We start from the raw sequence: 14,571 nt of genomic DNA, 5'->3' as shown, positions 1-14,571 counted from the left end.
TTTGAGTATTAATGCGACTCCGCTATAGCAGCTTTAGCAGCAGCCTGGTCTTGCGGAGATTGTTTTTTAGTTTTTAAGAAAAACACCAATGGAATTACCAGCACAAAGAATATGGTGATAAGCCTGAATGTATCCAGGTAAGCCATGTAATAAGCCTGCCTGTCAATAGAGTTGCTAATAACTGCATAAGCTTTGGTGGCCGCACCTGCAACATCGCCGGTTTTTGCGGCTATGCCATTGGAGATGGTTGACAGTTGCTCTGTTAATACCTGGGAGCCTTCGCCAAGTTTGGAAACCATATCTGTGCGGTGCTGGGCGTAATTGTGGGCTATGTAGTTATTAGCCATAGCAATGCCAAAAGCCCCGCCCAACTGGCGTATCATATTATTAAGGGCAATACCCGAAGGATAATCTTTAGGTTGCAAACCCGCTACCGCCTGGTTGATTAACGGTAGCTGAACCATGGAAATACCAAAGGCTCGTAACGCCAGCGGAAAAAAGAAATCCCATTTGTTTACATCCGGGCTAACAGACGCACTTAGCCAGGCATAAGCGGCAAATAACAAGAAGCCCACCACCACAAAAGGTATGGCTGATACGCCCTTGCTCATCATTTTGCCTATAATGGGCATCATGGCAACGGCGATCAAGGTAGGGGGCAATAGGGATACGCCGGTTTCATAAGCGGTATATCCTAATACCCGCTGCGCTAAAACAGGATACACAAACACAGAAGTAAACAAACCCAAACCGGCAACAAATGTAAAAATGGTGGTAAAGGCCAGGTTACGGTTGCCCAGCACCCGCAGGTTTACAGCCGGGTTTTTAATTCTTAACTCATAGATGATAAACCCTACAATAGCCAATACCGCAACCACTGCACAAACCCTAATAGCGTTACTGCTAAACCAGTCTTCCGCCTCGCCTCTTTCCAGTACAAACTGCAAACAGCCTATACCCGCTGCCAGTAATATGATGCCATTATAATCAATATGAATACTCCTGCGGTTTTTGCCTTCGCTAGGTTTTTTGTCAACAAAAGTGTAGGCCAGTATGGTAGCAATAATACCGATAGGTATGTTTATCATGAATATCATGGGCCAGCTCATGTGCTCTATGATATAACCGCCCAATGTGGGCCCAAGCGTTGGCCCCAATACCAGGCCCATACCAAACAGGCCTGATGCCACAGGCCGTTCTTCCGGCTCAAACGCGTCAAATAAAATAGCCTGTGAAGTAGAGAGCAGTGCACCGCCACCCACGCCCTGTACAAAACGCCAGATGATAATTTCCACCAGCCCGGTTGATTCAGCACACATGTACGATGCGAGTGTGAAGATGATCATGGAGGCCAGGTAATAATTTTTTCTGCCAAAGTATTCCGCTAAAAAACCCGTTAGGGGAATGATAATTACGTTGGCGATAGCGTAGGAAGTAATTACCCAGCTTATATCTTCAATACCCACACCAAGGCTGCCGGCCATATCACTCAGCGCAACGTTAACGATAGATGTATCTATCAGTTCCATTACGGCGGCAGATACCGTGGTAAGCACGATAATGAATTTCGCAAATCCTTTCGCGGCCATAAAAATGGTTTATGAAAATTAGTTGATGGGAACGCTTACATCTACGCTGAGGCCGGCGCGGAGAATAGCTTTGTATTTGTCTATATCGCTGATGCTTATTTTAACAGGCACACGCTGCGATACTTTTACAAAGTTGCCGCTGGCATTATCCGGCGGAAGCAGCGAGAATTTTGCGCCGGTTGCTTCGCTTAAGCTTTCTATGCTGCCGGTAATTTTTGTATCGGGGTAGGCATCCAGTTCAAATTCAACAGGCATACCCGGGTGAAACTTGCGTATCTGCGTTTCTTTAAAGTTGGCCACCACCCAATAGGTTGTATCGTTTACAATGGAAAACAAAGGTGTACCTGTCTGTACAAACTGCCCTTCTGCAATATTTTTCTTACCAATCTTTCCCGCCATCGGCGCATAAATTTTGGTATAAGATATTTTCAACTGTTGTTGTTCTATAGCGGCTTTTTTAGATGCCAAAGCAGCTTCTGCTTTCTTTATGCCCGCCTGCAGGATAGCCACCCGGCTTTGTGCGGTACCAAGCTCTGTTTTGCTGTTAGAAAACTCCTGCTGTGCCTGCTCCAAAGCAAAACGGCTGTCGTTTAACTGTTTCCTGGTAATGGCCTGGTCGTTAAACAGGTTTTGGTTTCTTTCGTAATCTTCTTTAGCCTGCTGAACTTTTACATCGTTCAGGTCAATATCACCTTTGTTAGATTTGAAGGAAACAACAATGTTGTTTAAAGAGGCTTTGGCATTAATAATGTCTGCTTCGGCTGAACTGTAATCGGCCTGCATTTGCAGCAGTTGTGTTTGCAGCTCGGCGTCATCCAGTTCTACCAAAAGCTGGCCTGCTTTAACGGTATCGTAATCATTTACCGCTATGCTTTTAACGTAGCCCGCTACACGGGGTAATACGGGGGAAATTTGTGTTTCAACCTGGGCATTGTCAGTAGTTTCGTGGTTAAGGGCGTAAGTAATTTTTTTGAAGCCGTAAAAACCGCCGATAACCGCCACCAGGCCTATTACAATAAACCTGATAATTTTTTTGTTGTTCTTTGGTTGGGATTCTTGCTGTTCCATATTCGTTTGCAGTAATTTTTAAGCTAATAAGTGTGCATGCATTAATTGCTTCATATGGTCAATAACCCTTTGCTTAAATGTATCGTCTTCGTAGGGTATATAATCTTCTTCTTTATCAATAAGGCTGTTGCAAAGCCTTTTAGAAAGCAGTACCTGGTTAATTGAGCCAAACATCGTGGCTATTGTTAGCGCCGTATCCACTTTTTTAAAGGAACCGTGTTTAATACCTTCTTCAATAATGTTTTTTACAATCATGCTGTTGGGGTACATCAGTTTTTGAATAATGGCCAGTTGCAGGCTGTCACGCTGGCTCAGCATAATTTCCTGGTGAATAACACGGTGAAAAAAACGGTTGGCAAATACCTTATTTACATGAAACTCAATAATGTTGTCAATCTTTGCTATGTCAGACAGCGACTGGTCTTTTAAAATTTCTTCCAGGTGCAGGCGGGTAACGGATGCCCTGTATTCAACAATACTTTCAAAAAGTTTTTCCTTGGAGCCGAAGTAGTAATTAATCATTGCCAGGTTAACACCGGCATGCGCCGCAATATCCCTTACCGAAGTACCCTCAAAACCCTTGGATGCAAACAACTCAATAGCTGAATTGATAATATTGTCTTTTTTGTCCATTTCTTCTTTAAAAATGTATTTGAAGACACAAAACTAAACAATTGTTTGAATTAAACAAACGTTTGATTAACTTTCTTTGCAGGAATTTTTTGCCTGGCCTGCGGCCGGCAGCAGAATTTTTTGGGTACCGGCTATGGTAATGATGGCATCGTCCCTTGCGTCGCAATCCGTTCATCGTTCAGTTTATTGTGCGGCTTTTCAGACCCGGGTAGAATACTGATTGCCAGCCATGAAGTACAAAAACTTGTTTACACGGGTTGTCATTCATATAACCTGTAAATTTCGCAGGACGCAAAAATTTAATCGGTGCTTCCAACTTCCTTCTGTATTTTGGCATCCTAAACACCTTAAAAAAACACCCCATATATGACCCAAGCTCTACGCTATTTTTCAGCAGTTATCCTGCTCTTTATTGTTTCTATCGCCCACTCCCAGGTTACCAAGCTTTCAGACGACACATGGCTTTATGGCGTTGTAGCCGGAGAAAGGCCCGTACTTATCAGTTATGCAGATACCACTTTGTGGACAACTGATGGTACACCGGAAGGCACCAGGAATTTTACAAAAAGAATAAGGCCACATGCGAATTTTGGTGGCTACGTTTTTAAAGGGAAATTCTACTTTCCCGGAATTGATGATCCTGCAGGGGTTGAATTGTACGCAACGGATGGCACCGATGCCGGTACAAAGCTTATTAAAGACATTAATCCTACAGGCCATTCCCTACCCACCAATTTCATAGAATACAAAAACAAGCTGTATTTTTTTGCTGATGACGGCGTTCACGGAAAAGAGTGGTGGGTTACAGACGGAACCGGTGCTGGAACTAAAATGCTGGTAGATATTAACCCCACAGGCAGCAGTTATTTAGGCGAATACCATACAACCTTTATACATAACAACATTCTCTACGTAGTTGCATACGACCCTTCGCATGGCAATGAGATATGGAGAACGGATGGCAGCACTACCGGCACCTATCTTTTAAAAGATATTAACCCAACCGGCAGCGGAATAGGAAACCGTCCTTATTTTATTAATTATGGTTCTGTTTTTCTTTTTGCCGGCGCTAACAGCAACCGGAATACAGAACTCTGGAAAAGCGATGGTACTGCGGCAGGTACTGTAATGGTTAAAGACTTGTATCCGCAGTCCAACTCTTTTTCGGAAGGAGCCCCTAAAGATTTTATCCTTTGCAACAACAAAGTTTTCTTTACAACTACTGTTGACTATATAAGGCCTAATTTATGGGTTACAGACGGTACAGAGCAAGGCACCTACAACGTAAGGCCTAACGGGGGTACCACAACAACTTATTTAGAAAATGCAGTAACCGTAAACAATAAGGTTATTTACGTTGGGGTTGACGAAAAAACTTTGGATTACAGGCTCTGGGTTAGCGATGGTACTGCGGGTCAAACGAAAATGCTAAACAATTTCACCACCCCTATCCAGCTACAATTTATTAAAGGCCCCGGCAACTTTAATCCTGGCCAGATACATTCATCACTTTATAAAAAGGTGTACTTCTTTATAAATGACCAAGTAAATGGTTTGCAACTTTGGTCAACAGACGGCATCCCTTTTAATACAAAAATGGTTAAGAAATTGTATGGAGAAGGTAGTTCGCTTGCCGGGTACACAAATACAAATGGCTACTTTACCCAAACGCATTTTTATTTTTCCGCCGCCCAGTCAGGCGTTGCATCCAAACTTGATTTTTGGAAATCAGATGGTACTGCTGCCGGAACTTCAAAAGCGGGAACTGTAGAAGAAGAAGAAGGAAACACTTCGCCTCTATATGGGATTTTTAACTTCAAATTCAATAACCAGTTATATTTCAGTTTACAGGGCCTGAATAATGCGGACTTTTATAAGCTGGAAGAAACTATTCTTCCTGTAACATTGATGTCTTTCACAGCCATGTTAGAAGGTAAGTCTGTTAACCTAAGCTGGAATACCTCTACAGAAACAAACAGCAGTCATTATACTGTGGAGCGTAGTATTGATGGCCAGAATTTTGAAGCTATTGGAAAGGTAATGGCATCGGGTAGCAGTAACACAAGCCGCAGTTACAATTTTACAGATGCAAAGGCTTTGCAAACTGGTGCTGACAGAATATATTACCGCCTGTTAATGGTAGATAAAGACGGCCAAACAAAGTATTCGCCGGTTGTCGACATACGTATCAGCAACCTTGCCGTAGATGCTAAGTTGTCTCCTAACCCGGCACGGGATATACTCACTGTTTCTTTTGGTACGGCACGGTTAAAAGGAGCGTCAATAAGCATTACGAATATATCTGGCAAAGCCGTTTACCTGCAAAAACTAAACGATGATGTTAACCTGCACAGGATTAACATAAGCAGCCTGGCCAAAGGCATTTATTACCTGCAGGTTATTACGGATAATGGCAACAAGTCAACAAGGTTTGTGAAAGAGTAACTGCTATTTTATAAAAATAATAAGGGCGGCTTGCAAGCCGCCTTTATTATTTCCGTATTCCCCAACCTTTGGTGCGTGTCCCTACGCACCGGCCATATCCGGGTCTGAAAAGCCCCCCAATGAACCGAAAGATGAAAGGATTGCGACGCAACAGGCGATGCTATGAAATACTATTGCTGGTATCAAAAATTTCTGTACTCAAAAAAACAAAGCGAAGCATTATGCCAATATTTCCGTGATGTTTTTGCGGATGGTTTCACTCATTTTTTGCATGGGCAAATCGTTGGCATCTTTGCCAAAGGGGTCTTCTATTTCTTCGGCAATAAGTTCAAGGCTGGCAAGTACATAGAATATAAATGCTACTACGGGTATTACCATGTAACCCAGGGAGAATACATAACCTACGGGCAGCGTCATAATATAGAAGAAAATAAACTTTTTAATGAATGCGCTGTAAGAATAGGGTATGGGTGTGTTCTTGATGCGTTCGCAGGCGCCGCAAATATCAAGCAGGGAAAGCATTTCGTTGTTGAGCACAATAAGCTGGTCGCCGGTTATTTCGTTGTGTTTGTACAGGCTGTTAATACGGCTCATAATTAAGCCGGCCACCTGGTTGGGTATATGCTTGTTACGGTCAAGCTGCTGCAATTCAGGGTGTAGTTCATCATCCAGTTCATACCTTGTTGAATCAGCCTGCAGGTGCAGCATTAGCTCTGTTGCAAAACGGGGTATCAGCGATTTAAAGAAAGAGCGGCTCTTTGTATCCTCGTGGGGCAGGAAGCTGTTTAGCTTAATGGCCATATTGCGGCTGTTATTGATAAGTGAGCCCCAGAGTTTGCGGCCTTCCCACCAGCGGTCGTAGGCGGTATTGGTCCTGAACACCAGCAGCATGGAAATAGCAAAACCCAGCAGGTTGTGCATTACCGGTATATTTTTAAGCAGGCTATTTTGAGAAAGCTGCAGGTATTCCATTTCAATAAACGCTATAAACCAGGAATAAAGGCTGATGAAAACAATTAATGGAAATAGCTTGCGTACCGTATCTGTTTTATGAAAACGAAAGAGGAACAAAAACCAGTCTTTGGGGTTATAGCTTATCATTACGCAGCGTTTGGTCAGCTAAAATAAATAATCAGTTGTATTTACCTATAATTGTTTTAACGGATTGGTAGTAATGCCCGCCAAACAAGAGATAATGCACCAAAAGAGGATATAACTGGCAAAGTTCTATTCTTTGCCGCCAGTTTTTTTCAAGTGGGTACGCTTCGTTGTAATGGTGATAAAACGATGTGCCAAAACCGCCAAAAAGAAGCGTCATGGCTATATCCATCTCCCGGTGGCCGTAGTATATGGCGGGATCGAATATAACAGCCTGCCCGTATTTATTAACCAGGTAATTGCCATTCCATAAATCGCCGTGCAGCAGTGCCGGCGGCTCTTCAGGAAATATACCAGGCAATTGTTTGCAAAGGTTCTCCATCATTGTAGCTTCACCGGCAGTAAAGCGCTTTTGGTCAACCGCAAGGCGGGTTAAATGTAACAACCGGCGCTCGGCAAAAAACTCTGCCCAGGTTGCTGCAAAATTATTGTTTTGTGGCAGGCTGCCTATATAGTTAGACTGCTGTAACCCAAAGCCGCTATGGGTTTGCCTGTGCAGGCTGGCAAGGTTTACCGCAAAGTTTTTCCATAGATCATCACCGGGCGGCCTGCCAGATGGAGCAATATATTCCAGTACCAGGAATATGGATTTGTTATGAACACCATGCAGCAAAACTGACGGCACAAAATTATCTGCCACTTCTTTCAGTAAGGCCAGGCCGCGGGCTTCTTTCTCAAACATATCCGTATACTCCGAACTGTTGGTTTTAACAAAGAAGTTGCCTTGCGGATATTTTATGATAAACGTTTGGTTGATATCACCACCATAAACTATGTGGGTGCTGTGCGACTGGATATTAATGCCCGGCAGCTTGTTAAGCCGCTTTACAATATATTCAGCTAGCAAAGATTGAGGCATTAAAGCTGGTTAATTTGGTTACTGGTAAACATACACAATTTTACCAACAGGCTGGCCCTGTTTGTTAAAGCAGGATTCTGAATTTTTAAGCCCAATTTCATTAAAGGAATACTTCCATACCAGGTAATTGCTGCCGCCGGAAGGTACCTGTGTCATTTGCACCAGGTTGCCCTGGGCATCGTACTCAAACAAAAAATCTGGCAGCATGCGTTTTGCTTTAGCGTTATAGCGTACAATATCTGTAAGCTGGTTGTTATTGTTGTAATAATAAAACCAGTGCTCAAGCGTATAATTGCGCCGCCGCCATTTTTCTTCGGCAACGTTTCCTTTTTCATCGTAAACAAACTCTACCCTTGTGGTGTCTTTCTTGTCTTTAATGCGCAACATGTACTCAGGACGGCCATTCGCATACACCCATTGATGTTGTTCTTCAGAATGGCTGTTCATAAAAGCATCCTCGGTTACAGATGAGATGTTAACAATACTACCTTCATTATTGTAGATATAATTTACCCTGGTTACCACGTTGGCATTACTGTCTGTATTAGACTGTATTTTGCCATTGGCAAAGCTGCTGCGGGTAATGGTACTTATGCCGGCTGCATCGGTGCTGTTGGTAACTACCAGGTTGCCGTTTTGAGAAATTGTTTGCTGCACCCGGAAATTTTCACTTAGCGAGTTATCGCTTTCATAGCTCGTTGCCGTTACAGAACGTATGTTGTTTTTCCTGAGCAACTCATTACGGACAGAGGTTTGGTAATTGGTAAGGATATCGTTGTAGTAATACTGGCCAAAACAACAATAACAGCAGCAAACCGAAAGAGCCGTTAAAAATAACTTCATTGCAATCTTCTGTTTTGTAAATCAAAAATACCCTATATACGTTTATCAAAATAGTTATGCATTATTGTTTAATGCAGGAAGTACAAATGCCTCAGCAAGCGTCACCTGTGGGTGAGGGATTGCAGCGGTTACCCCGGTGAGGAACCCCTCCAACTCCCCCTAAACGTGGAGGGTCAGCGCTTCTTTTGTGCCGGAGTAATAGCACAACCAAGAAAAAGCAACTGAATGTTGCTTTGACAAAGGTTGCGAACGCATTTCTGCCTGGCCCCTTGCGATAGCTTGGGGGCACCCCATAAATTTTCTTTATTTGTACTATTACCAACAACGCATAAAAAAGCCCGCAAATTTTATTTGCGGGCCTTTTTTATAATTATAGCTTAAAAATCCTGTTTGGCAACACCATCGGCTATAGCCTGCAAAGCTTTTGACTCACCGAGTATAGCACTCATTTTATTCCCCTTACCGTCATCGCCTTTGGCAATATACCCGCCTTTACTGGTTTTTGAAATAACGGCGTTATGCATGGGTACGTCTTTCTCTTTTGTTTTTAAACAATATGCTTTAATGAATTTAGAAGTGTCCATATTTATTCTTTTATTTGATTGAATACAACGGTTAGCTACACGGCTACTGGTTTTTATATTAAACCTGGCTGCCTGGCCCTATTAACTCTCAATTAGGCCAAAAGCGTTTTACTTAGTACAATTTCTGTGCCTTACCTGCATTTCAATCAAATCAGTCTTATTTTGGGTACTTAATGCCCTGTATTTTGCTTTTATACGTCCAGTTTGGCGTATTTGGCGTGGCTTTCAATAAATTCCCTTCTCGGTGCTACATCATCCCCCATCAGCATGCTAAACACCTCATCCGCGTAGGTAAGGCTTTCAATGGTTACTTTTTTCAAAGTTCTGCGGGCCGGATCCATAGTGGTTTCCCAGAGCTGTTCGGCATTCATTTCACCCAAACCTTTGTAACGCTGTAGGGTAACACTGTCTTCTTTTCCGCCGGCCAGCCTGTCAATCAATGCTTTGCGTTGCTCTTCGTTGTAGGCATATTCAGCTTCTTTGCCTTTTTTAACCAGGTAAAGCGGCGGCTGGGCAATATACACGTAACCCTGCTCAACCAGTTCCTTCATATAACGGAAGATAAAAGTTAAGATAAGTGTTGCAATGTGAGAGCCATCCACATCGGCATCGGTCATTATAATCAACTTGTGGTAGCGCAATTTGGTGGTATTCAATGCTTTGGGGTCTTCAGCCGTGCCAACGCTTACACCCATGGCGGTAAATATGTTACGTATTTCTTCGTTCTCGTAAATCTTGTGCTCCATGGCCTTTTCCACGTTAAGGATTTTACCGCGAAGGGGCAGGATGGCCTGGTAGCTCCTGTCCCGGCCCTGTTTAGCCGTACCGCCTGCGGAGTCTCCTTCCACCAGGTACAGTTCGCACTTATCGGGGTCGCGTTCGCTGCAATCTGCCAGTTTACCCGGCAGGCCGCTGCCGCTAAGCACAGTTTTGCGCTGCACCATTTCGCGGGCCTTTTTAGCCGCTACACGGGCCTGGGCCGCAAGTATTACTTTATTAATAATGTTTTTGGCTTCTTTGGGGTTTTCTTCCAGGTAGGCCTGCAAAACCCTTGCAACCGTAGTTTGTACCACGCCGCTAACATCGCTGTTGCCCAGCTTTGTTTTTGTCTGGCCCTCAAACTGCGGCTCGGGCACTTTTACAGACACAATGGCGGTAAGGCCCTCACGAAAATCATCCCCTTCTACTTCTACCTTGGCTTTTTCAAACAGGTTTTCTTTATCGCCATAGGCTTTAAACACACGGGTAAGGGCGGTTCTAAAACCGCTTACGTGTGTACCGCCTTCAATAGTATTAATATTGTTTACGTAGGAGAAAATATGCTCCTTAAAATCATCATTGTAGTTAAGGGCTACTTCTACGGCCACGTTGGTGGCTTCGTCGTGGCCTTCTACGTACACCGGTTTAGGTATCAATGAATTGCGGTTGCCGTTCTTGTCCAGCATTTCCACAAATTCTATAATGCCGCCTTCGCTGTAAAAATTTTTGGAGTAAGTGGTGCCGTCTTCCGCTTTCTCCCTCAAATCGTTAAGGGTTATGCTGATGCGCTTGTTAAGGTAGGCCAGTTCCCGCAGGCGGCCTTCCAGTATTTCTCTATTGTAAACGGTTGCCTGAAAAATACTGCCATCGGGCCAAAAGCGTGTTTCGGTGCCGGTAATATCGGTATTGCCAATTTCCCTTACAGCGTAAGTGGGTATGCCTGTATGATATTCCTGCTCAAAAATTTTGCCTTCGCGGCGTACGGTAACGTGTAGTTTAGTGCTTAAAGCATTAACGCAGCTTACACCCACACCATGTAAACCACCGGAAACCTTGTAGGTATTCTTGTCAAATTTGCCACCGGCATGCAGTACCGTCATTACCACCTGCAGGGCGCTAACGCCTTCTTTCGGGTGTATGCCGGTAGGTATGCCGCGTCCATCATCCACAACACTTATACTGTTGTCTTCATGAATGGTAACGGTAATGTTTTTGCAGTAACCGGCAAGCGCTTCGTCAATAGAGTTATCTACCACTTCGTATACCAGGTGGTGCAGGCCTTTTACGCCAACATCGCCAATGTACATGGCGGGCCTTTTTCTAACCGCTTCCAATCCTTCAAGAACCTGTATACTGTCTGCTCCGTAACCGTTTTGCTGGGGATTAACTTCCTGCTTTGTTTCTTCGCTCATATCTCTGGAAATCAGTACTTGTTTAATGATTTTTTGGCAAGGGGGCGAAGTTAGCGAAAATCAAGGGTTTCATGCTAATTAAAAAAGGGATTTTTCCACTGCCGGGTTTACGTTTTACAGGCAAAAAAAGCGCTTTACAGCCCCTGTTTTCTCAGCTTATATACCCGTGTTTTTGTCCATGTATCGTGCCAGGGAACGCCACCTAAGGCACTAAGATGCTCAAAAGGAACAATTCGAGTCAAGCTTCTTAACATGGCATCTTTCCATGTAATTTTTTCCCCGTCTTCCCGTAGTGCAATGGTGCCGGTGATTAACTTTCCTAATGTTCGGCCTTTGGTTAAGCCTTCCAGTATTGTGTAATAAAGAACAAGCAGGATACATACAAGCAGGTAATCCAGGATAGTATCTCCTTCGGCTTCCACATTTACGGGGTCATTCGGCAATAGAAAAAAGATAGCAATAATAACGTACACCATTACAAAAGCAACGAAATCCACAATGTAATTAGCAAAACGCTGTCCGGTAGTAGCGGGCACATAGTTCACTTCATGCTCAATATCGAGCAGTACAGTTTCATGCATAGGATACGTATTTGGATTAAAATTGCAGTAAAGTTAAAAAAGGGCTTTGTGGTAACCGATTAAATAAATATTTAAAGATTTACGCCCCCTGTTTTTCTTTTGTTTTCTTATACTGATGCGGTGAGTATTTTGGGGGTGTCCCTCGTGCCTCGGGCCGGGCTTTTCGCTATTACTCCGGCACAAGGGCCCTGCTGCGATGGCCTCACCGGGGTAGCCGCTTCAATCCCTCACCCATAGGTGTAATAGGCTGAATATTTAGCTGGCAGCCGTATTGCAAGCTACCACATATCAGATTACGAAAAGCGGTATTTTACAATGCCGTGACAACCCGCCAAACTACTTATATGTAGATACACTAAATTTGCAGCCTCATGTTAAAGGCATTAGACATACTGAAAGTGGCACACCGGAACACCATTGAGCCCTCCATGAACCTGTTGCACATGAAAGAGCAGCACATTCCTGGTTCAATACAGTATGTTATCCGCCGCTATTATGCGCAGCAGCAATGGAACAGCGATGATACCGGCATGCTGGTATACCACTACAACACCCGTAACCAGGAAGAGAATTTCCTGGAACTGCGTTACTGCATCAGTGGCAATAAGTACTGTTTTGAAAAAAGCTGTGCCAACTGCAGCGAATTGCCCACCCAGAACTGCAGCGGCAAACATGAAACGGTGGATGTTTTTTCTTTCCACTTCTCCTCTACTTTTTTGCACCAGTTTGTGCACAATGTTAAGCTGAGCAACCGTAAAGATGAAGTGCTGGCCTTTAAACACCCCAATTCTTTTACCAAACTATTCCCGGTTTGCAGCCGTAAAAGAATGGCTTTGGATGCATTGCTTAACCATAGCTATAGCGGCTCCATGGAGAATATTTTCACCAATGCCAAAGTACATGAGTTATTACTGTACAGCCTGGAATGCCTGGTGGATGAAAAAGAAGAAGGCTTTGCCTGTAAATTCCTGGCCGATGATGCAGGTAAAGACCGTATTTACCAGGCCCGGGAGATACTCCTGCAGCGCATTGGCGACCCTATTACCATTAAAGAATTAAGCCGCAAGGTAGCCATGAACGAATGCTACCTGAAAAAAGGTTTTAAAGAAGTATTTGGTACCACCATCTTCGATTTTTACCAGCAGCAACGTATGGAGCATGCAAAATACCTGCTCTACGAAAAAGGCCTGAGCGTTACAGACGTATCCGCTCTGCTGGGTTATTCTTCCATCTCCCATTTTTCCGCAGCATTTAAAAAGCATACCGGCTTAAAACCCTGCGACCTGCTGCGGTAATACCCAACTTGTTATTTGGATAAATTAATTGCCGCTGTTGCATAGCAATGGTTATTCCTCTATTTTTGCCGGGCTAATACGGCCTCGTAGTACAATGGATAGTATAAGAGTTTCCGAAGCTCCAGATACAGGTTCGATTCCTGTCGAGGCTACTGCTCACAACAAAAAAGGTGTTCGCAAGAACACTTTTTTTGTTGTGAGCCACCTTCAGCAGCAATAATATTGCCGGCCATTACGTCGGGCTTGGCGCTAATGGTGTTTCTGCTGTAAATAATTCAAGGGAAAATGTCAGGATAGGTTCAAACAGGGAGGTTAAAGGCCCTACAACTATCAGCCAAGCCTGTTACCACCATTAAAACGGTATTGCTGAAAAAACTGCGCTTCGGCATACCGGGAAGAGGCTGCCTCAAAAGTAAAATGAAGGCTTTGAGAATAGCCGAAACGAAAATAGACTCCATCAGGGATACGAATAAAAAGAGGCTGCTCAATACTTTTGAGACAGCCTCTTGATGAAGCTTGCGAACGTAGTCTGCCCGACCCGAAGCATGAGGGAACCTCTGAATGCAAAAGAACATTTATTTGGATACCAGCAGAGGTTTTTCATGGCATCTTCGTTGCGTCGCAAGCACTTCATCTTTTAGTTATAATGGCGGCTTCAGGCTTATACAAAATCCTCATGTATAAATTTAAACAGGCTTAAGAAAAATGCATAAAAAACAGAGTGCCGTCATCTTATTGTTAACAGGCTATTTTTTGATCAGCCAATTCTCAACAGCCCTGGAAAAATCAGCAACATCAATGGGGTGCCTGCTGGTAATAATGTTACCATCAACCACTACGGGTTCATCTGTTACCATGCCACCTGCATTTTTCAAGTCAACCTGTATATTCCAGTAACCTGTAAGTTTCCTGCCTTTCAGAATATCCGCTGATGCCAATACAACCGGTGCATGGCAAATGGCGGCGATCAACTTTCCTGATTTATTGAAGTCTTGTATGAAGCGGATCACATCTTTATCATAGCGTAAGTTATCCGGGTTCCAGGCACCACCCGGAATAAATACCGCATCGTAATCACTTACTTTCACCTGGTCTGCCGTATGGTCGAATCCACCCGCCTTCAGCCGTTGCCAGGACTCCTTGTCGTTAACGGGTGGGTAATAAGTATATCCGGCAATTGCCGTTTGTGCTGAAGATGTGGATGGAAGCCCTGCCAACTTCAATAAAATGAACAGCGTTAACAGTAGTACCGGCCTGTACATTATTTTCTTTTTGAGTGTTCTGACAAAAAACAGGTTCCAAAGGGCTTTTGTAAGTACCCGGTAAGTATAAAGTTTTGCAGCCG

General features: G+C 43.8%; 12 protein-coding genes and 1 tRNA gene. 3 read left to right on the top strand and 10 right to left on the bottom strand.

The genetic code is table 11. The features are described 5' to 3' along the window. Positions 1-8: 8 nt before the first annotated feature. The 3 genes from F0364_RS22270 to F0364_RS22260 are packed head-to-tail and all read right to left on the bottom strand — an operon-like array spanning position 9 to position 3,290. Positions 9-1,589: a DHA2 family efflux MFS transporter permease subunit gene (locus F0364_RS22270; protein ID WP_153800027.1), complete on the bottom strand. Its 1,581-nt coding sequence runs from the start codon at positions 1,587-1,589 to the stop codon at positions 9-11. An 18-nt stretch (positions 1,590-1,607) separates the two neighbouring features. Next, entirely contained in the window at positions 1,608-2,657 is a 1,050-nt protein-coding gene (locus tag F0364_RS22265) for an HlyD family secretion protein (protein ID WP_153800026.1), read from the bottom strand. Between the two features lie 18 nt (positions 2,658-2,675). Then, complete coding sequence (locus F0364_RS22260) at positions 2,676-3,290, bottom strand: TetR family transcriptional regulator (RefSeq protein WP_153800025.1); 615 nt, start codon at positions 3,288-3,290, stop codon at positions 2,676-2,678. 366 nt (positions 3,291-3,656) lie between these two features. Between F0364_RS22260 and F0364_RS22255 the strand changes: the two genes are divergently transcribed. Then, complete coding sequence (locus tag F0364_RS22255) at positions 3,657-5,735, top strand: T9SS type A sorting domain-containing protein (protein ID WP_153800024.1); 2,079 nt, start codon at positions 3,657-3,659, stop codon at positions 5,733-5,735. A gap of 219 nt (positions 5,736-5,954) precedes the next feature. Here the strand turns inward: F0364_RS22255 and F0364_RS22250 are convergent, their stop codons facing one another. The 6 genes from F0364_RS22250 to F0364_RS22225 form a co-directional block, all read right to left on the bottom strand. Continuing rightward, positions 5,955-6,836 (bottom strand): bestrophin family protein, encoded by an 882-nt coding sequence (locus F0364_RS22250; protein WP_153800023.1) that lies wholly within the window; start codon positions 6,834-6,836, stop codon positions 5,955-5,957. A gap of 31 nt (positions 6,837-6,867) precedes the next feature. Further along, the gene (locus tag F0364_RS22245) at positions 6,868-7,752 is read right to left on the bottom strand and encodes a fructosamine kinase family protein (protein WP_153800022.1); all 885 of its coding nucleotides are present in this window, start codon (positions 7,750-7,752) and stop codon (positions 6,868-6,870) included. Between the two features lie 18 nt (positions 7,753-7,770). After that, positions 7,771-8,595 (bottom strand): RHS repeat domain-containing protein, encoded by an 825-nt coding sequence (locus tag F0364_RS22240; RefSeq protein ID WP_153800021.1) that lies wholly within the window; start codon positions 8,593-8,595, stop codon positions 7,771-7,773. Positions 8,596-8,972: 377 nt separating this feature from the next. Continuing rightward, positions 8,973-9,179 carry a hypothetical protein gene (locus tag F0364_RS22235; RefSeq protein WP_153800020.1) on the bottom strand — a complete coding sequence of 69 codons (207 nt, stop codon included), beginning with the start codon at positions 9,177-9,179 and terminating at the stop codon, positions 8,973-8,975. 191 nt (positions 9,180-9,370) lie between these two features. Further along, on the bottom strand, positions 9,371-11,350 hold the full coding sequence (gene gyrB, locus F0364_RS22230) for a DNA topoisomerase (ATP-hydrolyzing) subunit B (RefSeq protein ID WP_153800019.1): 1,980 nt from the start codon (positions 11,348-11,350) through the stop codon (positions 9,371-9,373). A 134-nt stretch (positions 11,351-11,484) separates the two neighbouring features. Then, a complete protein-coding gene (locus tag F0364_RS22225; protein WP_153800018.1) occupies positions 11,485-11,931 on the bottom strand; it encodes an RDD family protein in 447 nt (148 codons plus the stop codon). Between the two features lie 371 nt (positions 11,932-12,302). On the opposite strand from F0364_RS22225, the gene F0364_RS22220 reads away from it, so the two are divergent. Together F0364_RS22220 and F0364_RS22215 are read left to right on the top strand one after the other, a co-directional pair. Then, complete coding sequence (locus tag F0364_RS22220) at positions 12,303-13,226, top strand: helix-turn-helix domain-containing protein (protein ID WP_153800017.1); 924 nt, start codon at positions 12,303-12,305, stop codon at positions 13,224-13,226. Positions 13,227-13,306: 80 nt separating this feature from the next. Beyond that, a tRNA-Arg gene (locus F0364_RS22215) sits at positions 13,307-13,378 on the top strand. A 594-nt stretch (positions 13,379-13,972) separates the two neighbouring features. Here F0364_RS22215 and F0364_RS22210 read toward each other — a convergent pair. Next, positions 13,973-14,488, bottom strand: a complete 516-nt coding sequence (locus tag F0364_RS22210; RefSeq protein WP_207632831.1) for a DJ-1/PfpI family protein — start codon at positions 14,486-14,488, stop codon at positions 13,973-13,975. Positions 14,489-14,571: the final 83 nt, after the last annotated feature.

Origin of the sequence: Foetidibacter luteolus, from assembly GCF_009650435.1 — a bacterium.
Lineage (GTDB): Bacteria > Bacteroidota > Bacteroidia > Chitinophagales > Chitinophagaceae > Foetidibacter > Foetidibacter luteolus.
The sequence above is the reverse complement of the archived record's forward strand: the minus strand, read 5'-3'. Positions and strand labels throughout refer to the sequence as shown.